Origin of the sequence: Nocardia sp. N2S4-5 (assembly GCF_044628355.1) — a bacterium.
GTDB classification, from domain to species: domain Bacteria; phylum Actinomycetota; class Actinomycetes; order Mycobacteriales; family Mycobacteriaceae; genus Nocardia; species Nocardia wallacei_B.
Map to the genome: position 1 here is coordinate 2393231 of NZ_JBIUPM010000001.1, position 26657 is coordinate 2419887.

The window sequence follows — 26657 nt, forward strand, 5'->3', positions numbered from 1 at the left end:
CCCGTGCGTAGAAACAAAGGGATCGCGGTGATCGCGGCCGGGCTCGCGGCGCTGGTGCTGCTCACCGGGTGCACATCCGGCGGAAACGGCGGCGGGTCGGGCGGTGAATTCATCACCGGCCTGTATTTGGAACCGCGCGGCCTCGATCCGCACCGGCAGGTGTATTGGGAGACCTACCGTGTCTCCCGCCACATCTTCGAGCCGCTGGTCGGCGAGGACCTCACCGCGACGACAGGCACCTCGGGACTGGTGCCGGTGCTGGCCACCGACTGGGACCACAGCCCGGACGGCCGCGTGTGGAACTTCCGGCTGCGCCAGGGCGTCACCTTCCACGACGGCAGCCCGTTCGACGCGGCGGCGCTGGACAAGAATGTGCGCCGGGTCTGGGACCGCAACTACGAGTTCTTCGACCAGGAGGGCGCGGGCCGGGTCAAGGTGTGGTTCGACACCCTGCGCGCGGCGCACCCGACCGGCGACCATTCCTACACCTTCGAATTCGCCGAGCCGTTCCTCGGATTCCCGCGGATTCTGGCGCAGTCGATGTATACCCTCGCCATCGGCAATCCGGCGGTGTGGGAGAAGTACGGCAACAACGGATTCGCCGACCATCCGGAGGGCACCGGGCCGTACCGCTTCGTCTCCCGGGCGATCGGCGACCGAATCGTATTGCAGCGCTATGAGAAATACTGGGCGCAGCGACCGAACCCGGACACGCTGACCTTCCGGATCATCCCGAACAACCAGACCCGCGTCGCCTCGCTGCGCAACGGCGAAGTCGACCTGATCAGCTATGTGCCACCCGACGACGTGCGCCCCCTCGAGGACGCCGGATTCCGGGTGCCGCGCGGCACCGGCGCCGAGGTCATGTACTTCACCTTCAACCTCCGCAATCCCGTGTTCGGCGACGACCGGGTCCGCCGTGCCCTGACCCACGGCATCGACCGGGAAGCGCTGGCGCGGGAGGTCTACAACGGTTACGCGACCCCGCAGTACTCGATCCTCCCGCCCGGCAACGAGGCCTATGATCCGGCCGTCCGGGATTTCCCGTACGACCCGGATCTGGCCCGAAAGTTGCTGGCGGAGGCCGGGTTCGGGCCGGGACAGCTACGCTTCAACCTGGTCATCGACGTGGCGAACAACAATCTGGCCCAGTGGTTGCAGGCGAGTCTGAAGAAGATCGGGGTCGAGCTGGACATCGTCAGCTTGGACCGGGTCAACTACTCGGCCCGCATCTACAGCCCGCAGCCCGGCGACGGACTGAGCATCGACGAGTTCGGCGAGACCGACGCGGAGTGGCTGCACAACGCCTACAACGGTTTACAGAACCGCGGCCTCGATCCCGCCCGGTACCCGGACGTCACCGCGGCGATCCGGACCGCGCTGCACACCTCCGACGCGAATGCGCGAATCGGGTTGTGGCGCCGGGCCGAACAGCAGTTCCGCGGTAATGCCCTGGTGATCCCCGTGGTCAACCAGAACCGCTTCTACGCCACCGGCCCGAACGTCGAGGGCTTCGTCTTCCCTGCCACGAACTGGTACGACCTGGCCCCGGTCCGGCTTACGGATTCACGATGAAGCTGTTGCGCCACATCGGTTTCCGGCTGCTGAACATGGTGCCGATCCTGATACTGGTCTCCGTGCTGGCGTTCCTGCTCGGCGTGCTCACCCCCGGCGACCCGGTCGAATCCCAGTTCGCCTCGCGCTACACCCCCGCGCAGCTCGACGAGTTACGCGCCACCTACGGGCTGAATCTGCCGCTGTGGGAACAGTATTTCGTCTGGGTGAAGAACCTGTTCGCCGACGGCGGCGGATTGTCGCTGGCGCTGGGCACACCGGTGTTCGACATGCTGATCCCGCCGTTCCGCAACACCCTGATCCTCACGGCGGCCGGCACCCTGGTGTGCGTGGTGCTCGGCTCCCTGATCGGCATGCTGGCCGGCTTCTTCCACGGCACCTGGATCGATCGTGGCGTCATGCTGCTGGTCCAGATCGGCAGCAATCTGTCGGTCTATTGGTTCGGCCTCGTCCTCATCAGCGTGTTCGCACTGCACCTGGGGTGGTTCCCGGTCAGCGGGATGCGCTCGCGCGGCGGCGGCGGATTCCCGGATCTGGTACAGCATCTGGTGCTGCCCGCGGTGTCGGCGGCGCTGATCTCCATGCTGGTGCTGGCTCGATTCGTGCGGATCGGTGTCATCCGGGAGACGGTCACCGATTACGTCCGCACGTTCCGGTCGCAGGGCGTCCCGCTGCGAACGATCTACGGCAAGAACGTCGTTCGCAATATTCTGCCCAGCATCGTCAACATCACCGGTCTCGAGATCGGCACCCTGATCGCCGGCGTCTTCTTCGTCGAGATCGTCTTCAACTGGCCCGGTATCGGCACCCAGCTGGTCAATGCCGTGAACGGCAAGGACTATCCGGTGATCCAGGGCGGGATAGTACTGGTGGCGCTGTGCTACCTGCTGGTCAACCTGATCACCGATGTGATCGTCGACTCGCTCGATCCGAAATTGCGTGGTGCCCGATGACATTCGCTCTCACCCCGCGCACCGCGCGGTCCCAGCGCCGCGGCGGACGGCGATACGGTGCGCAACTGGTGATCGGGGCCGTCCTGATCGGTTCGGTGGTGGTGGTATCACTGCTCGCCCCGGTGCTGGCTCCCTACGATCCGCTCGCCACCGATCCGGCCGCGAAGTTCCTGTCCCCCGGCAGCGCCGGGCATCTGCTCGGCACGGACGAGCTGGGCCGTGATCTGCTCAGCCGGCTGCTCTGGGGCGGCCGCACCTCCCTGCTGCTCGCCGCCGCCGCGGTGGCCACGGCGACGGTGCTCGGCTCGACCGCCGCGCTGTTCGCCGGCTTCTCCGGCCCGCGGGTGAGCGGCGTGGTGATGCGGATCGTCGACATGCTGTTCGCCTTTCCCGTTATCCTGGTCGCCGTCGCGCTGGCCGCGGTGCTGAGCCCGGGTCCCGCGGTCGTGGTGGTCGCCATCGTCTTCGCCGTCGTCCCGTACGTCACCCGCGTGGTGTTCACCGAGGTCAAACAGCACACCGGCCGGGAGTACGTGGAAGCCGCGATCGCCTTGGGCGCCACGCGTGCGACGCTGATGGTGCGCGAAGTGCTGCCGAACGTGGCCGGTGCGATCGTCGTCTACGCGACGGGTCTGGTGGCCACCATGGTGGTGTTCTCCGCGAGTCTGAGCGCGGTGGGTATCGGCGTGCAGCCACCCACGCCCGACTGGGGGCAGATGATCGCCTCCGGCGCGAAAGTGGTGTTGTCCGGGCACATGTACGTGGCCGTGATTCCCGGGCTGACGGTCATGGTGGTGGCCCTGGCCTGCAACTGGCTCGGCGACGGGTTGCACGACCTGTGGAGCCCGCGTCTCGGGCGGGCCGGCCGATGACCCTCACCGAACCCGACACCGTCGCCGGCCCGACGGCCACCACCGTGCTGGAGGTCGACGGGCTCGATATCGCTTTTCCCCGTGACGATCTCGACGCCCCCACGGTCTCCGGGGTCTCCTTCGCGTTGCGCTCCGGCGAGGTTCTCACGCTGGTCGGAGAGTCCGGATCCGGTAAGAGCCTCACCGCCGCCGCGATCATCGGCCTGCTGCCGCGGGCGGCGAAGGTCACCGCGGGCACCGTCCGGTTCCACGGGCGCACCGGGGAACCGGTCGACCTCGTTCCGCTCGCGGAGCGCAGACGGGCGGCGTATCGCGGCACCGGCATCGGCATGGTGTTCCAGAATTCGCTGGGCGCATTGGATCCCGCGCACCGGATCGCCGCGCAACTGGACGAGGTGATCGTCCGGCACCGGCCGGGTGAATCCCGCAGTGCGCGACGAGAACTAGCGGCCGCGTGGCTGGAGCGGGTGGGATTCGATGCCCCGCAACGGGTGCTGGCCTCCTACCCGCACCAGCTGAGCGGCGGCATGCGGCAGCGGGTGGCGATCGCGCTGGCGGCGCTCGGCGAACCGGCCCTGCTCATCGCCGACGAACCCACCACGGCGCTCGACACCGTGGTGCAGCGCCAGATCCTGGATCTGCTGCACGATGTCGTGCGCGCGACGGGGTCGTCGCTGTTGCTGATCACCCACGATTTCGATGTCGTCGCGCATATGGCCGACAGCGTGGTCGTGCTCTCCGGCGGCCGGGTCGTGGAGCAGGGGACTCGGGAAGCCGTGCTCACCGCGCCGGAACACCCCTACACCCGGCGGCTGCTCGCGGCGGTGCCGCGGCTCGGTAAACGGGCCGCTCTCTCGAACCGGACCGGGCCACGGCGACTGTCCGCCGAAACCGCACCAGCACAGCATGATTGGGCTCCACCGCCGATCGCCACCGAGCCGCTGCTGGTACTCGAGTCGGTGTCGAAGCGCTTCAGCGTGGGCGGGCTGGGCACCGGGCTGCCGAAACGGGAGGTTCCAGCGCTGACCGACGTCTCGATCGCGGTGCGGCGCGGCGAGGTCTACGGGTTGATCGGGCCGTCCGGGTCCGGCAAATCGACCCTGGGGCGGGTGATGGGCGGGCTGTTGCCCGCGACCGAGGGCACGGTGGTCTTCGACGGCCATCGCATCGCCGGCGCGTCACCGGCGGCCCTACGGCCGCTGCGCGCGCGATTGCAGTACGTGTTCCAGGATCCGGTCGGCTCCCTCAATCCCAGTGTGCGCGTGGGTGAACAGATCGCGCGACCGCTGCGCCGGTACGGACGGGACCGCCGAACGGCGGCGGAGGCGGTAGCGCGGTCGCTCGAATTGGTCGGCCTCCCAGCGGCATTCGCCGAGCGCCACCCCCACGAACTCTCCGGCGGGCAGGCCCAGCGCGTCTGCATCGCACGGGCACTGGCCCTCGAGCCGGAACTGCTGATCCTGGACGAACCGACCTCCTCCCTGGACGTGTCGACCCAGGCCGAGATCATCGACCTGTTGCTGGAACTGCGCGCGCGGCTCCAGCTCACCTGCGTATTCATCGGCCACGGGCTCGGGCTCGTGGAGTGGGTCAGCGACCGGATCGGGGTGCTCGCCGACGGCAAGCTCGCCGACGAGTTCGATACCGACGATCTCACCCACAGCACGCGTTCCGCCGCGACCAAGGCACTGCTCGCCGCCGATCTCGGCCGTGGAAAGGCACAGGTCCCATGACAGTTCCCGGCGCCCACCCGCTCGTCGTGCCCGCGCCCACCACCGCCGAGGCGTCCGCGATCCTCACCGACCCGACATTGCTGGCGGCCTGGCGACGCCATCCAGCCGTCTTCGCGGTGATCGGGATCGATCGGCTCGGTGTGCCCGACCCCAGCGCACCCGCCGGCGATCTCGATCCCAGCCTGCTGGCCACCGCGCTCGCCGCGACGGGCGGGCCCGCGGTGGTGGTGGCCGCCGCCGCGCACATCGACCTGCCCTACAACCTCGCCCGCCGCGTGCTGTCGCTGGACCAGCTCAGCCGGGGCCGGGCCGGACTCCTGCTCGGCACGCACGATCCACGCGGACGCACCCCGGACGCGTGGAGCGGAGCCGGGCTCGGGCACCGGGCCGCGCTGGGCCCCGAGACCGCCGCCGACACCGCCCGCGCGCTGACCGAACTGTGGCACAGCTGGCCGCGGGACAGCATCGTCGGCGACAAGAAGTCCGGAATCCTGGTGCGGTCCCACCGGATTCGCCGGGTCGACCACCGTGGCGCCGCCACCACGGCGGGGCCGATGAGCATTCCGGCCTCGGTGCAGGGCGCGCCGGTGCTCGGCTGGTACAGCACCGACCCGACCGGCGCGGACCGACCCGCGGACCTCGCCGATCTCGTCGTGCTCGGTGGACTTCACCGTCCCGAGATCGCCACCGCCGCAACGGCTCACGGTCCTCGTACGCTGGTCGAGGTCTCCGCCGACGCGCCCGGCGACGCGGCGCACCTGCTCGCCGCCGGGGCCGACGGGATCCTGCTGCGCACCGCGGATCCCCTGCCGCCCGGCCGGTCCGCCGAACGACTGCTGCGCACCACCGTCGATCTGATCGGCCGTCCCGATCGGGCGAACGGCGACCGGATCACCCTGCGGGACGCGCTCGGCCTCGCCGCGCCCGCGGACCCGTTGCCGACCGCCGAGCCCGCATTCCCCGCTCCCACACCGGCCGCCTACCGCTGACCGACCCGACCCGAAGGGACCACCCGATGGCAGCACCCGCATCAGCCGATCTGCGATCGCTGCTGACCCGCCCCGACGCCGACTACGCCGCGCTCACCGCCACCTACCGGCCCCTGTTCGACCGGATCGCCGCGGGCAACCCCGCCCGCGAGCGCGCCCGGGAATTCCCGTACGACCAGGTCCGCTGGCTGGTGGACGCCGGCTTCTCCCGGCTGCGGGTACCGCGCGAACACGGCGGCGACGGCGCGAGCCTGCGGCAGCTGTTCCTCCTGCTCGCCGAGCTCGGGTCCGCGGATCCCAATGTCGCGCATGTCTTTCGCAACCATCTCGCCTTCGTCGAAGATCGGCTGAACTCCCCCGAGCACCCGGCCACCGAGGTCTGGCTGGAGCGTTTCCGGCGCGGCGAATTCGTCGGCGGCGGTTGGACCGAGGCCAACAATGCCCGGTTCACCGACATCGGCACCCGGATCAGCACCGCCGACGGCGTCACGCGCCTCAGCGGCGACAAGTACTACGCCACCGGCAGTTTGTACGCCGACTGGCTCGACGTCATCGGCCGCGACCAGGACGACCGGTTGATCACCGCACTCGTCGCACGGGAGCAGCCCGGCGTCACGCTGGTCGACGACTGGGAGGGTTTCGGACAGCAGACCACCGCCAGCGGATCGGCACGATACCGGGACGCCGTCGTCGACGAGCACGGCCTCTTCCCCGCCGAGGAGCGCTTCGCCTACCAGGGTCTCTTCTATCAGACGGCATTGCTGGCGGTGCTGACCGGCATCGCGCGGTCGGCGTTCCGTGACGGTGCCGCGGCGCTGGGCAAGCGCACCAGGAACTATCCGCTGGGCACGAATGATGTTCCGGCACAGGACGTTCTGCTGCAGCAGCGGATCGGGTTGCTCGCCACCCGGGTGTTCGCCGCCGACGCTGCCCTCGAGAAGCAATCGGCGACCCTGGACGCCGTCGCCCTCGCCCGCTTCGAGGGTGGGGACCAGGACGCCGCGCTGGTAGAGGCCACGGTGCGCACCCACGAAGCGCAAACCGTCGTCATCGAGGCCGCACTCGAGGTCACCGGCACCGTCTTCGACGCCCTCGGCGCCTCCGCGACCGCGATCTCCGCGGGCCTGGACCGGCACTGGCGCAACGCGCGCACACTCGCTTCGCACAACCCGCGGGTCTTCAAGGAACGCGTGCTCGGCGACTACTACGTCAACGGCACACCCCCGCCGGGAGGATCGAACGCGTTCCTGAGGCCACAGGGCCAGGGGGCGTGACGATGTCCGGCACGCGCTCCGGCCACGTTCTGCTCGGGCTCAATGTCCTTGTCTACGGCTACATTCCGTCGGCATGGCGCTCTCCGCTGCTGGGAACCGACGACTTCCTCGCTCCGGAGTACTGGGAGCGGATCGGCACCCTCGCCGAACGCGCCCGCCTCGACGCCGTGTTCCTGGCCGACGCACTCGCTCTCGGCGACCCCGCCTACGACGCCAACCCGATCCGGCTCGATCCGACCGTCGTCTGGGCCCACGTCGCCCGCGCCACCGAGCACATCGGGCTGATCGCCACCGCCTCGACCACATTCAACGATCCGGTCGAACTGTCCGCGCGCCTGCTCACCCTCGACCATCTCTCGGCCGGTCGGGCGGGCTGGAATCTCGTGACCACCCGCGACGACCGTTCGGCCGCCAATTTCGGCCTCGACCGGGTGGTGGCCCGCAGCCGTCGCTACGAGCGCGCCGCGGAATTCGCCGACCTGGCGCGGAAACTCTGGTCCGCGGCGGGCACCGGCCGGCGAATCCGGCACGAGGGCGAGCATTTTCACTACGACGGCGAGTTCCGCGCCCCGGCCTCCCCGCAGGGGCTGCCCGTGCTGTTCCAGGCCGGCGGGTCACCCGGCGGCCGCGACCTCGCGTCTCGTTATGCCGACGGCGTCTTCACCGCCGAGATCACCCCGGAGACCGCGCGCGAGCATTACCGGACGGTCAAGCGGGGCGCGGCTCGCGCCGGGCGTGACCCCCGTGACGTCGCGATCATGCCCGGGCTGCTGCTCACCCTGGGTTCCACCGAGGAGGAGGCCCGCCGCCGGGTCGACGAGTTGTACGAGACCAGCCCGAGCCGGTACGCGGCGGGGTGGCTCTCGCACGCCATCGGCGTCGACGTCGGCGCCTTGGAACTGGATGAGCCGTTCCCGCCCGAGGTGCTGCGCGGCCCCGCCGATCCGGAATTCTTCACCGGCAGCATCGGTTTCCGCGATTCCATCTTGGAACAGATCCGCCAGACCCGGCCCACGGTGCGCGAATATTTGCGCCAAACCCGCTATTCCGGTTCGGGCCACGGCGGTTTCGTCGGTACGCCGGAGCAGCTCGCCGACCGAATCGAGGAGTGGTATCACAGCTACGCCTGCGACGGATTCAACCTGCAACCCGACATCCTGGTGGACAGCCTCGAGGTGATCGCCGACGAACTCGTCCCACTCCTGCGGTCGCGCGGACTGTTCCGCGAGGAGTACGAACCCACCACGCTGCGCGGGCATCTGACCTCGGCAAGGGCTGTCACCACGTGAGCCAGGGGACTACGCCATGACGATCGATATCACCGTGCTCTCCGCGGAGGCGGAGATCGGATTCCGCACGCGGCCGTCACCCACATCGGAGTGCTGCCGACCCATACCCGGCGCGGCGTCGTGAGCGCTCTGCTCCGCCATCAGCTCGCCGATCTCGCGGCACGCGGCGAGGCGGTCGCCACCCTGCGCGCTTCCCAGGGCGGTATCTACGAGCGCTTCGGCTACGGCGTGGCGAGTTCGGCCGCGCGGGTGGAGATCGATCGCCGCCGGGCACAGCTGCGCGACACCGTGCCCCCGTCCGGACCGGTGCGGTTCCTCGATCCCGGCCGGATGTGGGATTCGCTGCCGAAAATCTATGCGAACGCAGCGATTTCGTGGCCCGGCGCGATCGACCGGCCACCGTACTGGTGGCGGCTGCAGGAATTGTTCTCCGGCACAACCGGTTACGCCGTCGTGCACGGAGGTCCCGGCAGCGAGGACGGTTTCGCCCGCTACCACACGCTCCACACACCGGGCTGGGCGCGCGGCAGTTCCGAACGCGTTGTCGTCGTGGACGATCTGGTCGCCACCACACCGCAGTCGTACGCGGGACTGATCCGGCATCTACTGGCCGGCGACATCATCGACAGGATCGTGTTGTCGGCCGTGGCATCGGACGATCCGCTGCGTCACCTGTTGACCGACGAACGCGCGGTGACGGTGTCGGAGGTGCGGGACGAGACCTGGCTGCGGCTGGTCGATGTGCCGGTCGCCCTGTCCCGCCGCACCTATCGCGATGCCGACCCGATCGTCCTCACCGTCGACGACGACCTGCTCACCGCGAACACCGGGACCTACCGCATCGCGGGCGACGGCGCCCGCCGCGTCGACCTGCCCGCCGACCTCACCACCGATGTCGCGGCGCTGGCCGCCGTCTATCTCGGCGGCTCCACCTGGCGGCAGCTGGCCTCGGCCGGTCGCGTCACCGAGCACCGGCCCGGCGCGATCGACGCCGCCGACGACCTCTTCGTCACCGTCGCCCGGCCGTTCAGCGCCACCTGGTTCTGACCTGACCGCCGATGTCGACTTGACCTTGCAGTGGGTGGAAGGTGCAGGTTGGTGCCATGCACGACGACACCGAGCGGTACACGATCGGACAGCTGGCACGACGTACCGGATTGTCGGCCCGCACGATCCGGTTCTGGTCCGACGCCGGGATTATTCCGCCGACGGCACGGTCGCCGGGTGGGTATCGGGTTATTCCAGATCGAGTACGTGAGGCCGGCCGGCTCGGTAGCGGGCGAGGTCGGCTCGTTTGAATGCCTCCACTTCCCGCGGCCGGTAACCGTCGAACAGGGTCGCGCGATGCTCGCGCGATCCCGCTTCGTCGAGCAGGGCGTTCACCGCATGGCGAGCGGCTTCACTGGCCGTCTCCATCGATGCGAAATCGATGTTTCTCGGCGCCTGCACGTAGTCCGACGCCAGGAACAGGTTCGGGATCGCGGTCCGGGCAGTCGGCCGATTGTGCCATGAGCCAACGGTATTGAGGAAGAAGGGCTCGTCGTTGCGAGCCTGCGGGGTGCCCGGGTCGACGATGGAATGTGCGAGGGAGTACGACTCGATCAGGTCGTCGGTCAGGATCGGGGCGCCGGCGCCGTTGAGGTGCGTCTTCATCTGCGCCCACGTTTCCTCGGCGATCTGCTGGGGCGTGCAGTCTTTGGCGGGTTTGCCGTACAGCATGCCGGGCGTATCGGTCCAGTCCGAGATCACCACGGAGAAGGACTCCCGCTGGGCGCCACTCCCCCAGTTCGAGGCGAAATCCTCGCGCCAGAACTGTGATTGGGAGATCGATACCAGCCTCCAGGGCGAGTCGATGTAGGCGATGTGCCCAGCGGTACCGGGGAGTTCCCTATCGAGATAGAACTGTATGCCCGCCGACCAGGTCGTCTGCAACTGCGCCAGTTTCGCGAGCGCGGGGTCCGCGGCCAGCAGGTTCGGCGTGGAAACAATCGGCTGAGCGCGCTCGAGCGGCACGGCGAGAACGAACCAGTCTGCACTGATCGTTTCCGGTCCGCGCGGACCGTTGATGCGGGCAGCGGCGATCCGGTTACCCTCAACCGCGAGCCCGGTGATCTCCGCGGGCAGCCGAAACTCGACACCTTGGCTTCGCAGGTACCGCTCCCACGGGTCTATCCACGCGTCGTTGGTGGGCGCGTTCATGATTCGGTTCAGCTGACCATCGCTACCGGGATAGTCGAGCTCGGAATAGAACAGCGCCTCGAGGCCCGAGCCGACGGTGCGCGCGCTGCCGACCTCGGCCTTCAGTGCTTCGATGATCTGCGACTGTGCCGCGAAAAGCCGCTGATAGTCAAGCGATTTGGTCTCGGCACGCAGGTAATCCCACCACGTGAGGAACTCCCATTGTTCGAAGCGGCGTTCGTCGCAACTGGTGAAATACATCAGCATGCGCTCGGCCAGGTATGCCTGCTCGTGCGGCGGGATGTCGATGAGAACCTGCAGCGATCCGAGGACAGCCTGCCGAAACCCGTCGAGGTCGGCGAACGTATTGGAGATCCCGGCGGGCACCCCGAGGCCGAATCGACCACCGTCCCGGGCCAGCATCACGTAATCGACCACCGTGAGGTTGTCGTACACACCACGCGGATTACCCGGAAATGGTATGCGGCGCAGGGTATCCGGCAGGTGCCGATAGAACCCGAAGTAACCACGGTGGCCGTGCTCACCGGGAAGGTCACGGCGACCGGACTGCCCCGTGCCGGGCACCGCCGTGCTTATCGCCTTACCTCCCAGCGCCTTCGCTCGTACACCGTGACGGAGAAGCCCCGCTCGGCAAGCTCGTGTGCGACCGTAAGACCAGCCACCCCGCCGCCGAACACAGCGACGGTATTCCGCCCGCCACCCGGCCGGGCAGCCGCGGACGGCGCGCCGAGCATCACATCCAACCCGGCCGCACTCACCGCGCCGCCCGCCGCCTGCAGAAACGAGCGCCGCCCGATCCGGTGTTCACCGACGATCACTCCGGGAGCAGCCGACGGCCATGAGGGTTTCGTAGACATGTTACTGACGTCTCCTCGCGTTCGCGTGCGATGGCGACCCGCCACGAACCCCCTTGTCCGAACCCGGATGTCATGAGAATGATCATTAACTTATGTCCACATATATACCGCGCCCAACCACACACCGCAATCGTGGAAAGAGTGGTGGAGGGGGTCGTCGTGACCCCGTGCCGCTGGTCCCGGTCTCAACGATCGATGTCCCTGGCGGATGAAACCGGGTGCGTGGTTGCCTCGGGTCGCGAGTCGAGGGTGGGGGCGACGAAGCGTTCGATCAGGTGGCGTTCGGCGGCGGGGTCGGGAAGTGGCCAGGCGAGTAGTGCGAGTACGACTCGTACGATCCATCGGGCGGCTTCTTCGTCGGGGGTGGTTGCGGTGAGCGCGATGGCGATGTGGCCGAGTTCGGGTGCGGTGGAGAGGTATTCGTCGGCGCCGCCGGCGCGGATGTTGGCCAGCCAGTGGGCGAGGGTGGGGTCTGCGCGGATGGCGCGGATCGAGGCGATGATGCCCTCGACGATGCGCTCGCGACCGTGCAGTGTCGCGACGTGCGCGGCGACCCGGTCGGCGATGGTGCGGGCAGAGGTGTTGATGACGGCTCGCACGAGGTCGCCCTTGCCGCCGGCGTGGCGGTAGACGGTAGCGCGCGAGCATCCGGCGCGGGCGGCGATCTCATCGAGCCCGACATCGGCGATGCCGCGTTCGACGAACAGTTCCGCGGCGGCGGCGCGGATCCGCTCGCGGGCGATCGAACGCCGGTCGCCACCGGCGAGCCAATCGGTACGTCGGTCTGCCATATGAACTCCCGGAATCGCATAATGCCGATCAACAGTCTCAGCTCGAGACACTGCGGATTATATGTCTCATCCGATGTGGGACGATAACCCGAGATCAAGGCAGTTTTGTTCTCCGGCCACCCACATGCCTCGATCGGTAGCGGGCTCTCGATGTCTCAGCCCGATATGGCTGTTGACAGTCGTGCCAGGGGTTGCGAGCGTGGCGTCGGCAACAGGTTTCCGGCAGGGAGAGTGTGTATGGCAGTGCGCTCGGCGAGCGAGATCGACATCTTCGATCCGGCATATCTCGAGAACCCGTATCCGATGTATCGCCGCCTGCGAACGCAGGCGCCGGTGTATCGGGTGCCGGGCACCGATTTCTATCTGATTTCCACCTGGGAATTGGTGTCGGAGGTGACGGCGCGCAGCGCGGAGTTCTCCTCGAATCTGACCGCGGCGCTGATCCAGCAGCCCGGTGGCGGCGCGGCGGTTTTCGATATGGACCACGGCAGGCGGGCCGTTCATGTGCTGGCCACCGCCGACGACCCGGACCACAAGCTGCACCGCAGGCTCGTCTCGGCGGTGCTGTCCAAGCGAATTCGCGCGATGCGGCCGACCGTGGAAGGGCTGGTCGACCAGTTGTGGGCCGAACACCTGCGCGACGGCCGTATCGACTGGGCCACCGGCATGGCCGACAAACTCCCCCTCGCCCTGGTGGCGGCCGCGATCGGCCTACCCGCCACCGATGTCGCCAAACTGCTGGACTGGGCCTACGACAGCACCGAGATGCTGGGCGGGGTACTGGCGGCCGACCGGCTGGCCACCGTGGTCATGTCGGCCGCGGAGCTGACCGCCTATCTGAACGAACAGCTGACCACGGCGAAAACCGCTGCGGCGCGGGCGAACTCGACCGATGACCTGCTGGGTGTCCTGGCCGCCGCGGTCGAGGCCGGGGAGTTGCCGCACGAGGCCGGGGTATTGATTCTGGTGCAGTTGGTCGGCGCGGGCGGGGAATCCACCGCGGGACTGCTCGCCGGCGCGGCACGCATCCTCGCCACCGATCCGGAGCTGGCGGGACTGCTGCGCGAACAGCCACACCGGATCGGGGCGTTCCTGGACGAGGCGCTGCGGTTGGAGTCCCCGTTCCGCGCTCATCACCGCCACGTCACCGCCGACACCGAACTCGGTGGTGTGGCGCTGCCCGCCGGGAGCCACCTGCTGCTGCTGTGGGGCGCGGCCAACCGGGATCCCGCCGTGTTCACCGAGCCGGACCTCGTCGATATCGACCGCAACGCTGCCCGCTTTCAGCTGGCGTTCGGCAAGGGCATCCACTTCTGCGTCGGCTCGGCGCTGGCCAAGCTGGAGGCCACCATCGCCATCACGGCGCTGCTGGAACGCAGCACCTCCATCAGCCTGATCGACGATGACCCGCCGGTGTGGGTGCCCAGCATCTTCGTGCGCCGCCATCACAGCCTGCCACTGCGCATCCGCTGAGCCGAGAAGCGACCATGACAACTTCTCAGCTGGTGCTGACGCATCGAAATCCGATGTGGCTCATACCGGTGTCGATCATCTGAGGGCGACGCGCTGCGGGGCGGTACCGGCGGCAGTAACTGTCAGCGCACAGGAACGACCCGCCTTTGATGACCTTGCGTGGTATCGCGAACTGCGGTTGCCGGGCGTCGAGGCTGGATTGCGCGGTCCCGCCGCGCGGGTTTCGGGGTGCGCAGCACGCGAAGTTGACGCGTCCCAGGTTGCGATACAGCGAATAGCACTCCCTTCCAACCATATTCACCATGATCGGGCACATCCGGCGTATGTTTCGATGGTGACCGGGCCTGCCGTGTTTCGAGCGAAGGGTCAGGTCGGTGCGTGTTGGAGACGGTGCCGACGGCGGGTCTTGGCGAGGTAGAGCCGTCGGTCCGCCGCGTCGAGGAGCGCGTCGGCCGCGGTGTGCGCCACCGGCGCAAGGACGGCACCGACGCTGAGCGACAAAGCGATCCGGAGTTCGTCGATGACGACCGGAACGGTCAGCGCGGACCGCAGGGTGGCGGCGATGGCCGCGAGCCGCGCCTCGTCGACCGGTGGCGGCAGGAACACCACGAACTCGTCGCCACCGAACCGGGCGAGGGTGCAGCCGTGGTGGCGCAGATGCCGGCGCAACCGGGCGGCGACCGCGCGCAATACCTCGTCGCCGGCACGGTGACCGTGGGTGTCGTTGACCTGTTTGAAGTCGTCGAGATCGGCGAAACACAATCCCGCACAAGCGTTATCGGTCGCCGCACCCGCGGCTGCGTGTAGGAGTTCGAGCAGATGCCGCCGGTTGGGCAAACCGGTGAGCGGGTCGTGCAGGGCCTGCCAGCGCAGTTCGTCCTGCAGCAGGCGGCGTTCGGTGACATCCTCGCCGACAGCCAGCAGATAGTCGTCCTGCCCGTCGCCGCCGGGCACGTAGGTGACGGTGAACGCGGCCCATCGGGTGTCCCCGGCGGGTGCGAGGCCCCGGCCCTCGATCCGGACCGATCCTTTGCGCGCCGCGACGAGTTCACCGAACACCCGCGCATGGATGTCTTCGAGATCGTCCGGATGCGCGAAATGATGCACCGGCATCCCCCGCAGCGTCTCGACCGGCGCTCCGAGCATCGCCGCCAGACACTGGTTCGCGTCGATCAGGACACCGCGAGTGTCGGCGATACCGATCGCGACCGCGGTGTTGTCGAATACGACCCGGAACCGGTCGGCGGCGGCCCGGTCCGCCTCCACGGCACCGGCGTCTTCCGGCGGCGCTGCCGCTCGGGCCTGCTCGTATCCGCGTGCCAGCGCGGCGAGAACGCCCGCGGCCCGCACCGCCCCATCCCGGCGACGGGCCGCGACAGCGATCTGTGCCAGCAGCGGTGCCGACAACACCGGCACCGCGGGATCCCACGGCAGCGCCCGAGCCAGCGCGCGCCCGATACCGGCACCGGCGGCACCGTCGAACGGCTCGGCATCCACCGCCGCGGTGAACTCGTCGACCAAGCGACCCAACATCATCGGTAACCGCGGCCGCCGCATGGCCGCGCCGAGGATGCCCAGGGCGTCGTGCCACTGGGCGACCCATTCCGAACGTCGCTGTTCGTCCACCGCTGAAGTCCCCGCTCCTCATACCCCCGCCGGAAAGACCATAGACGGGCTCGTGCAGACACACACGATAAGCGCTGGTCGCGCAACCGGCAGTCGTACGGTGAACGGTTCGGGTTCCAGGGCTACCCGAATCCGCACGCCGCCTACTCGCCTTCGAGAGTGCGGATGGTTCGCTCGTCCCAGGGCACGCCCATGAGCACCCGGCCTAATGCCGCGCGTCGGAACTCGAAGTGCGAGTCGAGTGGGTAGACATCGACTCGGGCCTTTCCTGACACACCGCGCAGATCGGCGATCACGGCATCATCCGGCAGCCCTCCGGCAATGGCCGCCAGTGCCGCATCCGACCCGCTCCGCAGCGCGGCGGCCGCCACGGGCTCGATGTCGTTTTCGTGGTCGTGCCGCATGCCCGCTCGATCGGCATAGACGTCGGCGAACTTGCTCGCGTCACCACCCGACTCGGTCCATGCCGCCAGCGAGTCGCCGGCGAGCTCCATGAGCAAGTCCGGCAGCGACTCGGCAAGGCGCACAGTGTCGCTGGAGTCCCAGAAGATGAACACCGGACCCCACGCGCCGCTGTCGGCGTCGAGGGCGTGCCGCGTCCACCGGCTTGTGCTACATACCAATTCGTGGCGTCGTCGACCCCGGGATCGAGCACCATCAGCCCGCCCGGCGCGTCCGCAGCGCTTCGCAGTTCCGCAATATGCCAGGGCGACCCGGCATGGGGACGGCCGTCGCCTAGGTGGCCGCTGCGAGCCGGCGCCGGAACCATTCGGTCAGGCTCGCGTCCACCTCGCGGGCCGGCGGCGACTGGGGTGCGGGCTCGATGCCCGGCTCGTCGGCGAGTGGGTGTGCCAATCCGGGAATGGACAGCAACTCGGCCCGGTTGCCCAGTGCGTCCGCCAGCTGTAACGCGTCGGCGCGCAGTGCCGGGTGGTCGTCCTCGCCGCTGACGATCAGCAGTGGTGCGCGCTCGGCGATGGCTTCGGCCCGGGGAATGAAATCCAGTGTGTCGACAATCTTTTCGGACTCGGCGTCGTAGGGATAGTCGCCGAAGAGGTCGACGACCGACCGCATCCGGATGGCGGCATTCACGAGGGCGCCGGCGAAGATCGGAATCTCGCTGTCGGCGAGAATCCGCAGCGCGACCGCACCGCCGAGGGAGCCGCCGAGCACACCGATCGGCCCGTTGTCGACCGGCAACTGAGCGCGCAGCGATTCCAGCGCTGCCGGGAATTCCTCGACCGCCTGCCGGACGAACGGATGTAGATACAGCATCAACGGGTCCTTGGTGGCCAACTCCACGATGGCGTCGGTACTACCGTCGACCATGCGCGGCCCGCACATGGGCATACCGAGATGCACTCGCCACGCCGGCACGTCGTTCATCGGCAACGCGGCGGCGAAGGCGGCATCCGACCTCGGCGCGTCCAGCATGTGCCAGGTGATGATCAATGCCGTGGCACTTTCGCGGGAAGGCGGTAACGCGGTGAACGGCACCCCGGCGGCGGTGCCCGTGATCGGTGAACGCATGCGACCACAGTAGAGGCCGAGGTGGGGCGGACGTAGTGAGCACCGCGTGTGGATATTCTTTCAGCAGTCAGTTCACCGAGCCGAATCCGGCGTAGTCGGGCGGTAGGGCGTCGTGAATGTTGTGCGGGCACAACGAGGGTATGGCGAGCACGTCCTCGGTACGCGGGTACGCCAGTTGGCCGAGAGCACCTCGGGCGCGGCGAGCGCTCGGGCCACCGCGGGTGCGGTGGCCAGATCGTCGGCGAACACCGTGCGGGTGTGCGAGCGTGGCGACGTGACCCTCGCCGAGTCCGCCGAATTCGGGGATCCTCATGGCGTCGCCCACAACGTGTCCATTGTTTCGTGACTGAGGGTTTTGGTGAGGTCTCGGTGGGCGGCGAAGGCCATGTTGAGGATCAGTCGGCGCCCGCCGGACAGCGGATAGACCCGGTGCAGGGAGGTGTCGGTGCGCATGAGGTAGAGGTCGCCCGGGCGCAACTCCGCGGACAGGATCGGCCGACCGATGAACTGGCGGTGCAGACGCGGCCTTTCCTTGTCCCACACCGTATTCGGCACGTATTGCACGAATCCGCCGTCCTCGACGGGTGGGCAGTCCAGGACCCAGACAAGGGCGAAACTGTAGTCGTCCCAATGCCATCCGTGGGTATCGCCGGATTCGGTCAGCTCGGTGATCACGAATTGCTCGGGCTCGTAGGGGCAGCGCATACCGGTTCACCGGTGATTACGGCCAGGGCCTGGCGCAGGCTCTCGGATTCGTAGAGGGCGGGAATCACGGCGCCGTGTCGATGGATTTCGCTGCGGCGCACATTACGCATGCGGCGTGGCGTATGTCCGGTTTCGGCGAATCGTAGCTCGCGACGAGTTCCGTGCGAGGTGATCAGCGCTTCGGCTTCCGCGCGGACGGCCGCTGTGACCGTCTCGAGGCCCAGGAAACCCGTTGTGGTGAAACCGGATTCACGGAACTCGCGGTAGGCGTGTGGCAGCTCTCCCGTTTCGGCAAGGCCGGCGAGATGCGCGGTCAGCAACGCGGTCGTGTTCATGACACCGCCCGGCACCAGCGATCGACCACTGCGTCCAATCGTGGTGCGAGGAAGAATGCCGCACTGAAGCGGTCCCGGCCACCGGGCGGGCTGAGCACGCGATGCACCCCGGCCTGCAGTTCCGGCAGTGCGGTCGGCCATTGATTGGGCCCGATCAAACGCAGATACCGAGGATCTCCGGGTCCGAGTTCCAGCGGTGGTCGTTCCGGGCCGGCATCGAACTGCTCCCGCCAGTCCGGTCGACCACGGGTGTGCTCACCACCCACCCGCGAATAGCCGTGGAACTGAGCCCGCGACTCGCGCCGTGCCGCGGGATCATCGCGGGACAAGTCCACCGTCGCGACATCCATACCCGAACTCCTTCGAATACCGAAGGTGGGCGAGAAACCCACCGGGCCAACGCTTTCCGGACAGCACTGGCCGGGTGCGGTTTGAGCGCAGTCCCATTGTGTCTTGTGCGGGCCGCGCCTCGCAGGGAGATCACCGAAGTCCACACCTCGTGTGGTGGTGTGGAAGTCAGTCGCGTTCGTAGATGGCGGCCAGTTCTCGTTCGTAGTCCATGGATACGTCGTCGCCTGCGGTGAGCACGACACTGCTGAGTAGCGCGGCGATGATCGGGAAGGGGCTCGCGTAGTCCGAGCTCACGGCTTGGCCGCGGTCGCGGCCGATGTTGGATCCTTCGCCGGTGAGGGAGAGTTATCCGAGTTTAGCCTTCGGCGTTCTTCGTTCGGTGTCTCGAACCACCGTTCGTGCAGACGTATGCTGACGCTGTTTCTAGGGGTTGCGGGCGCTGTCGTCGGCGACGTCACGGTGTCGCCCGGCGAGAGGGTTGTTGGTGACGAGGTGGTCGACGAGTGTGCCTCTCTCACTGAACAATTCGGCTGTCCAGTGTCGGAGCAACTCGCTGTTGTCGAAATCGTCTGGATGAAACCCGGGCCTGTTGTAGGCGCGGAGTCGTTGGCGGACAGCGGGTTCCACGAACGGCGAGTTCCGCAGCGCGACCAGGCTGCGGATCAGGGTGAACGGGTTGTAGCTCGCGCGGTCACGCATGAGCGATGCGGTGGTGAAGCTGGATGGACGCTGTCGTGCGAGCCGCGTTCGTCGGTGTTTGCCCGGTTTTATTGCCCGGGGCCGGTGGGGGAACTCCGATCGCGGGCAGGACCAGGGTGCATTCCACCGGTTGCGGATGTCCGGGGTCGAGGGCGTTGAGGACCAGTCGGGCGGTGACGGGGTCGGAGTTGATGGACAGGTGGTCGGCGTAGTCCTGGGGGCACAGGTCCTGCACGATGTGGTTCGCGACGCCGGGTTCCTCGATCAGACCCGCTGTGTAGGGCAGGATTTCGTCGTACCTGGTGACGATCTGGGTGTAGGCGATTCCGGGTACCGCGATTCCGCCGTCGTGCAGCTCCCGCATGAACGTCGAGTCCGGTTGCCCCTCTCCTTGGACGATGTCGGCCGAGCCGGTGGTCACGATGTTGCGGTCGAAGCCCTGTACCGCGCCGGCGAGCCCGATCATCTTCGACACTTTCCCGGCGCCGCCACCGGCTTTGAGGTACCAGTAGGGCATGGTCGCGCCGAGCGAGTGCCCGACGATCGCGACCGTCGGCGCGCCGGTAGCTCGGCGGACGCGGTCGACGAAGGCGTCGAGAGTCGCCGCACCGTCACGCATTGATCCCAGTCCCCCGATGAACCCGTCGGGATCGCCGCCCGGGCCACCGTAGGTCAGCGCGTACACGCAGTAACCCGCGTTGGCCAGCAAAGGACCGTAGGTCTGCCAGTTGTTGTTGCGGTTGGCCAGAATTCCGTGGACCAGGACGACCGGCTCCGGGTGTTGCGCTGTGGGCGTGCACGCCCAGTTGTTGGTCCCCGGCGGGCTGGCCGCTCCGCCGCCTTGCAGCGCGGCCCGGATCGCGTCGAGCAGGAACTGGTTCGACACCGGATACGGCTGCGCGGGAAGTGGATCGGCGTGTGCGGGTACCACGGCACCGAGGACGGCGGTCAGCACCGCGGCAGCGGCAAGGAGGCCGTGCCGGAACGCCCTTGTTCCGGACGAGTTTCCACTCATTGTTGCTCCTTCGATCGGGGGTACGAACTAGCGCGTGTCCGCGCATCACCGACGGACTGTCGGTGATGTGGTCCTCACCGGCCGGGCCGGGCCGACAGGTGCCGGCGGTCAGTTCGGTTGAGCGCGTTGGCGTTTGCGGGTGCGGGGCGACGCTGGTGGTGGTGTGCCGGTGAGGATCGGGGTGATGGCGATACGCGCGAGGCGCTCGATCGCGGCGAGGTCGGCGAGGTCGTCGACGAGGCTGGGGGCCGCGACGTAACCGAGGGTCAGGTGGACCACGGCGTCGGCTTGGCGATCGGGATCGCCGGGGGGCAGCGCACCGGCGGACTGGGCGGCGGCGAGGTGGGTCCGTACCGCGGTATGACCCCACCGCATCAGGGACGGGTCGCCGTGATCGAGCGCCTGCACCAACTCGGCGCGGCGCTCGGGGTCCCCGACGCCGAACAGCGGATGGCGGTGGACCAGGTGGAGGAAGGCGGCGAATCCCTCGACCAGTTGGTCGGTGGGGTCGGTGACCAGCGCGATTCGTTCGGTCAGCCCATCCAGCATGCGGCTGAACTCACGAGCCAGAGCACGCTCGAACAACTGGTCCTTACCGGCGAATCGCCGGAACAATGTGGTACGGCCCACCCCCGATTCGGCCGCGACGTCATCCATGGTCGCCTCACGGGTGCCCTTGCGGGCCAGCACCGCGATGGCCGCGTCCAGCACCCGGGCCTCGGTCTCGTCACCGGCCGGCGCGGCGTGCGCTATGGAGCCGACAGCGCGCGTCAGCAAGTGGGACAGCGGGGCACCTGGTCTGGTCACCGTCCAATCCTGACACAATGGAACTACCGCCCCTGTAATAGTTCCGCGGAACTATTAAGGCGTCAATAGTCCCAAATCATGGACAGCGCCTCTCACCGGCCACCGTGCTGCCGCGCCTCGCGACTGAGATGTCAGTAGCTTTTCGCCACGAAAACTGTCAATGAACTCCCGCGTGTGTCAGCGGCGAGTTCGGGCAGCGGTGAACGAGATCGTGTGCTGGTTCCACAGATCCAGCACGGGGTCGAGCGGCTTGCCAAGCCTTGGCATCCGACTCGGCGTGGAGTTGCTCGGTGGCTTCCGGCCCCCGTCAACGGTGTCGATGCTGTGGCGTCGGCGGACCCGGTTTCGTAGGCGTGGGCGACGAGGGCGCGCGGCGCGCTGCAGGCGTTCGAACAGCCGGGCCGCGGCGTTGTCGTCGTGCTTCTGGTCGGGGATCAGGACGGTTCCGCGGTGAATGCGGGCTCGACTTGACCCGCGTCCGCTGCACCACACGCATGGTCGGGCCGGTGGCGGAGACAGGGCTGCCATGCTAGGAGGCTCGTGTGTCGTGGCTCTCGCGATGGGCGAGGACGTGTTCCATATGGGTCTGGGCCCACTGTCTGAGCCCGCGTGTCAGGTGGTGGAGTGAGAGGCCGAGGTCGGTCAGCTCGTAGGTGACGGTGACAGGGACGGTGGGTGTCACGGTTCGGATGAGCAAGCCGTCGCGTTCGAGCGCCCGCAGGGTCTGGGTCAGCATCTTCTGGCTGACGCCGGCCAGTAGCCGGGCCAGCTCGGAGTAGCGCATCGCCTTCGGAGTGTTCGATCCACCGGGTGTGTCACCGCCCAGTGCACACAGGATCAGCACGACCCACTTGTCCGAGATCCGGTCGAGGAGCTGACGGCTGGGACACACCGCCAGAAACGCGTTGTACTCCGACTTGGCTTGCGCTTGTTTGTCGGCCTTCGTCGTTGCCACTGATCTCGCCTCTCGCCTTCTGGGTTGTTACGCACTTCAGAGTGCCTACTTCCCGGCAGGAAGTTCCTCTCCAATACTGATGCAAGGGGGCTGGAGACACCACCCCCGGCATGAAATGAAAGGCGCCACGATGAACACGCCCTCCGCACCTCTTCCCGGCGGAACCTGGACGCTGGGTGACTCGCCCGTCACCCGGTTCGGCTACGGCGCGATGCAACTCGCCGGCCCGTGGGTCATGGGCCCGCCCGCCGACCACGACGGCGCCCTGGCTGTGCTGCGCGAGGCGATCAGCCTCGGGATCACCCACATCGACACCAGCGATGCCTACGGGCCGCGCATCACGAACGAGCTGATCCGCGAAGCGCTGCACCCCTACCCGGAACCGCTGTTCATCGCCACCAAGGTGGGTGCCACCCGCGACGCCCAGGGCGCCTGGCCCACTGCCCGGCGCCCCGAAGAGCTGCGCAAGCAGGTCCATGAGAACCTCCAATCACTCGGAGTCGAGATCCTCGACCTGGTCAACATGCGCATGGGCGACGCTCAGGGCCCCCAACCCGGCTCGATCACCGAAGCATTCGAGACGCTTGCCGACCTTCAGCAAGAGGGACTCATCCGCCACCTCGGTGTCAGTAACGTCACCGGCACGCAGGTCGCCCAGGCGCGCAGCATCGCCCCGATCGTGTGCGTGCAGAACATGTACAACCTCGCCCACCGCCACGACGACGACCTCGTAGACCACCTCGCCGCCGAGGGCATCGCCTACGTGCCGTTCTTCCCACTGGGAGGCTTCACGCCGCTGCAGTCCGAGGCTCTCTCACAGGTCGCGAACCGACTGGCGGCGACGCCCATGTCGATCGCGCTGGCTTGGCTGATGCAGCGCTCGCCGAACATCCTGCTCATCCCCGGCACTTCGTCCACCGCTCACCTGCGCGAGAACATCGCCGGAGCCGGGCTCCGCCTCTCCGACGAGGATGTGGCCGAACTCGACAGCATCGGTCGCTGACCAGCGCACCGGCGCGCCCGAGAGCCGCTGGCAGTGCGAACACGAGCACAGATGCGGGAAGTCCGGGTCGCCGGTCGCGGAAAACCGGATATTGCCGCAGAGACAACCGCCATCGAAGGTCCGGGACACGACGCGAATCCTAGCCAGCCACACCGACAATCAGTCCACCGCCGACTGCGGTGAGGCGACATGAAAGTGTCGATCACGATTACTCGCCGTGCGGGGTGAGCCGATCGCCGCCGCGGTGTTTGACGACGGCTCCCCGGGCAATGACGGTTGCAGGCCGGCGGCAACTGCCACCGGACTCCGCACGAAGGGAGACCGCAATGGGCGCCACGGACAAGGCCAAGAACAAGCTCGACGATCTGACCGGACAGGCGAAGGAGAAGTTCGGCCAAGCGGCCGGCGATGCCGACACGGAGAACGAGGGCAAGGCCGACCAGGCGAAGTCCAACATCAAGGACGCCGGCGAGAAGATCAAGGACGCCTTCGACAAGTAGCCCACGCCCCCACCCCGTGTCCTAGGGCGCCGTCAAGCCGTCGATGGCTGCGAGTTGCAGGGCAGCGAGGGCGATCCGGGCGCGGGGTGGCCACCATCAACCGCATGTGAGCGAAGTGGCACCAAGTGACGCTTTGGGCCAACCCTGGTCAACCAACCAGGGCCCCTGACGAGCGAAAAAACCTAGTCCTTCTTCATCAGCTCGTAGATCCGCTTGCACTCCGGGCAGACGGGAGAGCCGGGCTTGGCGGAGCGGGTGACGGGGAAGACTTCGCCGCAGAGGGCTACCACGTGGGTGCCCATGACGGCACTCTCGGCGATCTTTTCCTTTTTCACGTAGTGGAAGTACTTGGGGGTGTCGTCGGTGGTCGACTCGTCGGTGGTCGTATCCGGACGCACGAGGGTGTCAGTGCTCACGTGGTCCATGATGCCAGCCGCGCCGGTCCGTGTGTGCAATCGGTGGCGTCGAGTGGAAGACTCGAGGTATGCAGCGTGACGGCGAATCCCCTGAAGCCGAAGACCGCGACGATGAGGTTCGCCCCGAGTTCGAGATGCGTCCACCCGGTTCGGTCCCCCGCCCGTCGCGCCCGTCCGGCGGCTATTTCCCGGGCGAGGACCAGCGCCCTGCCCTGATCACCGAGGCCGCTCCGTCGCTGGAGCAACAGCATCGTGACCGGGTGCGCCGGTACACGATCATCATGGCGTTCCGCATACCGTGCCTGGTGCTCGCGGCGATCGCCTACGGACTGTGGGCCAACCCGTTGATATCGCTGGCCATCATCGGGGTGTCCATCCCGCTGCCGTGGATCGCCGTGCTGATCGCCAACGACCGCCCGCCGCGCCGCAAGGACGAACCCAGTCGCTGGGACGGCCGCCGCGCCGCCAAGGCCCTCGAGTCAGGCAGCCACCGGTCGATCGACGGCTGAGCCGCGCCGGATCACCGCCGACATCACGGCCGCGGCGCCGCACAGCGCACCGGCGAGATACCAGGCCAGATCGTAGCTGCCCTGCAGGTCACGGATGACGCCCGCGCCGGTCGCGGCGAGCGCGGCGCCGACCTGATGGGAGGCGAACACCCAGCCGAAGGCGATGGGCCCGTCCTCACCGAAGTGCTTGCGGCACAGGGCCACCGTGGGCGGGACCGTGGCGATCCAGTCGAGGCCGTAGAAGATGATGAAAACCCACATGCTCGGGCGGGTGTCGGGCGCGAACAGCGCGGGCAGGATCAACAGCGACAGCCCCCGCAGCGAGTAGTAGGCGACCAGCAGATAGCGCGAGTCGACCCGGTCGGTGAACCAGCCGGAGGCGATGGTCCCGGCCACGTCGAAGATTCCGACGACGGCCAGCAGGCCCGCCGCGGTGGTCGGCGGCATGCCGTGATCGTGTGCGGCGCTGACGAAATGGGTGCCGACGAGTCCGTTGGTGGACGCCCCGCACACCGCGAAACCGCCTGCCAGCAGCCAGAATTGGGGCGTCCGGGCGACCCTCGCGAGCACCGTCAGCGCGCGTCCCGCGCCGCCGGACACCGCCGTCCGCACCCCCGCGGCGCTGCCTGGTTCAGCGCCGTACGCTCGCGCGCCCACGTCGCTCGGGAAGTCGCGGATGAACAGCAGCACCAGCGGGACGACCGCCAGCGCGGTTCCCGCCACCACCAGTGACGGCACCCGCCAGCCGTGGGCCTGTGCCAGCGCGGAGATCAGCGGCAGGAAGACCAGCTGCCCGGTCGCCCCGGCCGCGGTCAGTACGCCGGTGACCAGCCCGCGGTGACGCACGAACCACCGGCCGGTGATCGTGGCGACGAACGGCATGGACATCGAGCCCACCCCGATTCCCACCAGCAGACCCCAGGTCGCCAGCAGTTGCCACGATTCGGTCATGAACACGGTCAGGCCGCTGCCCGCCGCCACCAGCAGCAGGGCGCTCGCGACCACGCGGCGGATGCCGAACCGGTCCATCAGCGCCGCCGCGAACGGCGAAATCAGGCCGTACAGCAGGACATTCAGCGAAACCGCCGAGCCGATGGCGCCGTGCGACCAGCCGAACTCCTCGTGCAGCGGATCCATCAGCACGCTCGGCACCGACCGGAATCCGGCCGCGCCGATCAGTGCCACGAATCCGGCCGCCGCGACCGCCCAGGCCGGATGCGGGAGAGGAAAACGCTTGCGCCGCACGGGGGTAACCGCGTCGGCGGGGTCTCGCAATTCGGTCACCCAAAGATCCTGCGGTACGACCGGTTGCCCGACGAGTGGCCTGAATGCCACAATCCGTCAATATCTGGCCACTCTCTGGGAGGACCGAATGATTCGCTGGAACTGTGCCTTCATCGATCGGCCGACCGATCGCTTCGAGACCGCGATGGCCTTCTGGACCGCCGTGACGGGCACGCGATTGTCCGAGCCGCACGGCGTGGACGGTGAATTCGTCACGCTGCTGCCGTCCCAGGGCGACCCGTGTGTGCGCGGCCAGCGTGTCGGCGGTCCCGGCGGTGCTCACCTCGATCTCGATGTCGAGGATCTCGACGCCGCCCGCCGGCACGCGCTCGGCGTGGGCGCGGTGCTCGTCGCCGATCGCGGCCATTTCCTGTCGATGCGCTCACCGAGCGGCGCGGCGTTCTGCCTGACCACCGGCGACGGCAGCGCGGCGCCCGCCCCGATCACCGGGAACGACGGCGTACTCAGCCGCCTCGACCAGGTGTGCCTGGATATCCCACCCAGCGCGTTCGATCGCGAGGTCGGGTTCTGGACCGCGCTGACCGGCTGGCCGGCGCGACCCAGCGCCCTACGGGAGTTCACCGGCATCACCGTGCCGGAGCCGCTGCCTATCCGAATCCTGCTGCAGCGCAAGGACACCGAGGGTCCGTCCACCGGGCACATCGACATCGCCTGCGCGGATATCGACGCCACGGCCGCCTGGCACGAGACGCTCGGCGCTCGCCGGGTGTCCCGCGGCGCGCACTGGGCGGTGATGCACGACCCGACGGGCGGTGTCTACTGCCTCACCGGCCGTCATCCGGTCACGGGGCGGTTGCCGCAGTGAGCAACCTCCCGCAACCACACATCCCCGCCCACCGTGCACCACCTGCCCGGACAATCCCGAGTTCGACACCAGCGCCGACTCGGATACATCG

General features: G+C 68.1%; 28 protein-coding genes and 3 pseudogenes. 14 read left to right on the forward strand and 17 right to left on the reverse strand.

All coding sequences use genetic code 11. The annotated features are described in order from the left end of the window. The first annotated feature begins 3 nt into the window (after positions 1 to 3). The 9 genes and pseudogenes from ACFMRZ_RS10540 to ACFMRZ_RS10580 all read left to right on the forward strand — a co-directional run bounded on the left by ACFMRZ_RS10540 (position 4) and on the right by ACFMRZ_RS10580 (position 9983). Positions 4 to 1575 (forward strand): ABC transporter substrate-binding protein, encoded by a 1572-nt coding sequence (locus tag ACFMRZ_RS10540; protein WP_400178953.1) that lies wholly within the window; start codon positions 4 to 6, stop codon positions 1573 to 1575. Continuing rightward, on the forward strand, positions 1572 to 2528 hold the full coding sequence (locus ACFMRZ_RS10545; RefSeq protein ID WP_400178954.1) for an ABC transporter permease: 957 nt from the start codon (positions 1572 to 1574) through the stop codon (positions 2526 to 2528). The genes ACFMRZ_RS10540 and ACFMRZ_RS10545 overlap by 4 nt, the downstream gene beginning before the upstream one ends. Next, positions 2525 to 3400, forward strand: a complete 876-nt coding sequence (locus tag ACFMRZ_RS10550) for an ABC transporter permease (protein WP_400178955.1) — start codon at positions 2525 to 2527, stop codon at positions 3398 to 3400. Before ACFMRZ_RS10545 ends, ACFMRZ_RS10550 begins: the two co-directional genes overlap by 4 nt. Then, a complete protein-coding gene (locus ACFMRZ_RS10555) occupies positions 3397 to 5133 on the forward strand; it encodes an ATP-binding cassette domain-containing protein (protein WP_400178956.1) in 1737 nt (578 codons plus the stop codon). Before ACFMRZ_RS10550 ends, ACFMRZ_RS10555 begins: the two co-directional genes overlap by 4 nt. Further along, positions 5130 to 6122, forward strand: coding sequence for a hypothetical protein (locus ACFMRZ_RS10560; RefSeq protein ID WP_400178958.1), 993 nt, complete (start codon positions 5130 to 5132; stop codon positions 6120 to 6122). Before ACFMRZ_RS10555 ends, ACFMRZ_RS10560 begins: the two co-directional genes overlap by 4 nt. 26 nt (positions 6123 to 6148) lie before the next feature. Then, positions 6149 to 7396 carry an acyl-CoA dehydrogenase family protein gene (locus ACFMRZ_RS10565; RefSeq protein ID WP_400178959.1) on the forward strand — a complete coding sequence of 416 codons (1248 nt, stop codon included), beginning with the start codon at positions 6149 to 6151 and terminating at the stop codon, positions 7394 to 7396. A 2-nt stretch (positions 7397 to 7398) separates the two neighbouring features. Further along, positions 7399 to 8685 (forward strand): NtaA/DmoA family FMN-dependent monooxygenase, encoded by a 1287-nt coding sequence (locus ACFMRZ_RS10570; protein WP_400178960.1) that lies wholly within the window; start codon positions 7399 to 7401, stop codon positions 8683 to 8685. Positions 8686 to 8733: 48 nt separating this feature from the next. Beyond that, positions 8734 to 9732, forward strand: a pseudogene (locus ACFMRZ_RS10575) (GNAT family N-acetyltransferase); the annotation flags it as partial. A 56-nt stretch (positions 9733 to 9788) separates the two neighbouring features. Continuing rightward, positions 9789 to 9983, forward strand: a complete 195-nt coding sequence (locus tag ACFMRZ_RS10580; protein WP_400178962.1) for a MerR family transcriptional regulator — start codon at positions 9789 to 9791, stop codon at positions 9981 to 9983. Here the strand turns inward: ACFMRZ_RS10580 and ACFMRZ_RS10585 are convergent. From ACFMRZ_RS10585 to ACFMRZ_RS10595, 3 genes are all read right to left on the reverse strand, one after another. Then, complete coding sequence (locus ACFMRZ_RS10585) at positions 9922 to 11319, reverse strand: FAD-dependent oxidoreductase (RefSeq protein ID WP_400178964.1); 1398 nt, start codon at positions 11317 to 11319, stop codon at positions 9922 to 9924. The two genes, ACFMRZ_RS10580 and ACFMRZ_RS10585, sit on opposite strands and share 62 nt — an antisense overlap. Before the next feature lie 137 nt (positions 11320 to 11456). Beyond that, positions 11457 to 11741, reverse strand: a complete 285-nt coding sequence (locus ACFMRZ_RS10590) for an FAD-dependent oxidoreductase (protein WP_400178967.1) — start codon at positions 11739 to 11741, stop codon at positions 11457 to 11459. A gap of 185 nt (positions 11742 to 11926) precedes the next feature. Then, the gene (locus tag ACFMRZ_RS10595) at positions 11927 to 12532 is read right to left on the reverse strand and encodes a TetR/AcrR family transcriptional regulator (protein WP_400178969.1); all 606 of its coding nucleotides are present in this window, start codon (positions 12530 to 12532) and stop codon (positions 11927 to 11929) included. A 237-nt stretch (positions 12533 to 12769) separates the two neighbouring features. Between ACFMRZ_RS10595 and ACFMRZ_RS10600 the strand changes: the two genes are divergently transcribed. Next, positions 12770 to 14005: a cytochrome P450 gene (locus tag ACFMRZ_RS10600; protein WP_400178971.1), complete on the forward strand. Its 1236-nt coding sequence runs from the start codon at positions 12770 to 12772 to the stop codon at positions 14003 to 14005. Positions 14006 to 14030: 25 nt separating this feature from the next. On the opposite strand, the pseudogene ACFMRZ_RS10605 reads toward ACFMRZ_RS10600, so the two are convergent. The 12 genes and pseudogenes from ACFMRZ_RS10605 to ACFMRZ_RS10660 all read right to left on the reverse strand — a co-directional run. Next, positions 14031 to 14219: pseudogene (locus tag ACFMRZ_RS10605) on the reverse strand (SUMF1/EgtB/PvdO family nonheme iron enzyme); the annotation flags it as partial. A gap of 152 nt (positions 14220 to 14371) precedes the next feature. Beyond that, the gene (locus tag ACFMRZ_RS10610) at positions 14372 to 15631 is read right to left on the reverse strand and encodes a diguanylate cyclase domain-containing protein (RefSeq protein ID WP_400178972.1); all 1260 of its coding nucleotides are present in this window, start codon (positions 15629 to 15631) and stop codon (positions 14372 to 14374) included. Between the two features lie 143 nt (positions 15632 to 15774). Further along, on the reverse strand, positions 15775 to 16254 hold the full coding sequence (locus ACFMRZ_RS10615) for a hypothetical protein (RefSeq protein ID WP_400178974.1): 480 nt from the start codon (positions 16252 to 16254) through the stop codon (positions 15775 to 15777). A gap of 112 nt (positions 16255 to 16366) precedes the next feature. Beyond that, a complete protein-coding gene (locus ACFMRZ_RS10620; protein WP_400178976.1) occupies positions 16367 to 17161 on the reverse strand; it encodes an alpha/beta hydrolase family protein in 795 nt (264 codons plus the stop codon). Positions 17162 to 17470: 309 nt separating this feature from the next. Beyond that, on the reverse strand, positions 17471 to 17866 hold the full coding sequence (locus ACFMRZ_RS10625) for a hypothetical protein (protein ID WP_400178977.1): 396 nt from the start codon (positions 17864 to 17866) through the stop codon (positions 17471 to 17473). Beyond that, positions 17833 to 18201, reverse strand: coding sequence for a hypothetical protein (locus ACFMRZ_RS10630; protein ID WP_400178978.1), 369 nt, complete (start codon positions 18199 to 18201; stop codon positions 17833 to 17835). Before ACFMRZ_RS10630 ends, ACFMRZ_RS10625 begins: the two co-directional genes overlap by 34 nt. A gap of 113 nt (positions 18202 to 18314) precedes the next feature. Further along, a pseudogene (locus tag ACFMRZ_RS10635) lies at positions 18315 to 18485 on the reverse strand (2-oxoglutarate and iron-dependent oxygenase domain-containing protein); the annotation flags it as partial. Positions 18486 to 18717: 232 nt separating this feature from the next. After that, positions 18718 to 18846: a hypothetical protein gene (locus ACFMRZ_RS10640; protein ID WP_280276777.1), complete on the reverse strand. Its 129-nt coding sequence runs from the start codon at positions 18844 to 18846 to the stop codon at positions 18718 to 18720. 129 nt (positions 18847 to 18975) lie between these two features. Then, positions 18976 to 19251 (reverse strand): hypothetical protein, encoded by a 276-nt coding sequence (locus ACFMRZ_RS10645; RefSeq protein WP_400178980.1) that lies wholly within the window; start codon positions 19249 to 19251, stop codon positions 18976 to 18978. Beyond that, on the reverse strand, positions 19244 to 20266 hold the full coding sequence (locus tag ACFMRZ_RS10650; protein ID WP_400178982.1) for an esterase/lipase family protein: 1023 nt from the start codon (positions 20264 to 20266) through the stop codon (positions 19244 to 19246). The genes ACFMRZ_RS10645 and ACFMRZ_RS10650 overlap by 8 nt, the downstream gene beginning before the upstream one ends. A gap of 108 nt (positions 20267 to 20374) precedes the next feature. Next, positions 20375 to 21073, reverse strand: coding sequence for a TetR/AcrR family transcriptional regulator (locus ACFMRZ_RS10655; protein WP_400178983.1), 699 nt, complete (start codon positions 21071 to 21073; stop codon positions 20375 to 20377). Positions 21074 to 21602: 529 nt separating this feature from the next. Continuing rightward, positions 21603 to 22028, reverse strand: coding sequence for a winged helix-turn-helix transcriptional regulator (locus ACFMRZ_RS10660; protein WP_400178984.1), 426 nt, complete (start codon positions 22026 to 22028; stop codon positions 21603 to 21605). Positions 22029 to 22143: 115 nt separating this feature from the next. Between ACFMRZ_RS10660 and ACFMRZ_RS10665 the strand changes: the two genes are divergently transcribed. After that, positions 22144 to 23031 carry an aldo/keto reductase family oxidoreductase gene (locus tag ACFMRZ_RS10665; RefSeq protein ID WP_400178986.1) on the forward strand — a complete coding sequence of 296 codons (888 nt, stop codon included), beginning with the start codon at positions 22144 to 22146 and terminating at the stop codon, positions 23029 to 23031. Positions 23032 to 23357: 326 nt separating this feature from the next. Further along, positions 23358 to 23531: a CsbD family protein gene (locus tag ACFMRZ_RS10670; protein ID WP_280363601.1), complete on the forward strand. Its 174-nt coding sequence runs from the start codon at positions 23358 to 23360 to the stop codon at positions 23529 to 23531. Between the two features lie 182 nt (positions 23532 to 23713). Here ACFMRZ_RS10670 and ACFMRZ_RS10675 read toward each other — a convergent pair whose 3' ends face one another. Beyond that, positions 23714 to 23947 carry a DUF3039 domain-containing protein gene (locus ACFMRZ_RS10675; RefSeq protein ID WP_280276785.1) on the reverse strand — a complete coding sequence of 78 codons (234 nt, stop codon included), beginning with the start codon at positions 23945 to 23947 and terminating at the stop codon, positions 23714 to 23716. A 68-nt stretch (positions 23948 to 24015) separates the two neighbouring features. On the opposite strand from ACFMRZ_RS10675, the gene ACFMRZ_RS10680 reads away from it, so the two are divergent. Beyond that, entirely contained in the window at positions 24016 to 24456 is a 441-nt protein-coding gene (locus ACFMRZ_RS10680) for a DUF3099 domain-containing protein (protein WP_400178989.1), read from the forward strand. Here the strand turns inward: ACFMRZ_RS10680 and ACFMRZ_RS10685 are convergent. After that, positions 24427 to 25731 carry an MFS transporter gene (locus tag ACFMRZ_RS10685; protein WP_400182822.1) on the reverse strand — a complete coding sequence of 435 codons (1305 nt, stop codon included), beginning with the start codon at positions 25729 to 25731 and terminating at the stop codon, positions 24427 to 24429. The two genes, ACFMRZ_RS10680 and ACFMRZ_RS10685, sit on opposite strands and share 30 nt — an antisense overlap. A gap of 97 nt (positions 25732 to 25828) precedes the next feature. On the opposite strand from ACFMRZ_RS10685, the gene ACFMRZ_RS10690 reads away from it, so the two are divergent. Beyond that, the gene (locus ACFMRZ_RS10690) at positions 25829 to 26566 is read left to right on the forward strand and encodes a VOC family protein (RefSeq protein ID WP_400178991.1); all 738 of its coding nucleotides are present in this window, start codon (positions 25829 to 25831) and stop codon (positions 26564 to 26566) included. The last annotated feature ends 91 nt before the right edge of the window (positions 26567 to 26657 follow it).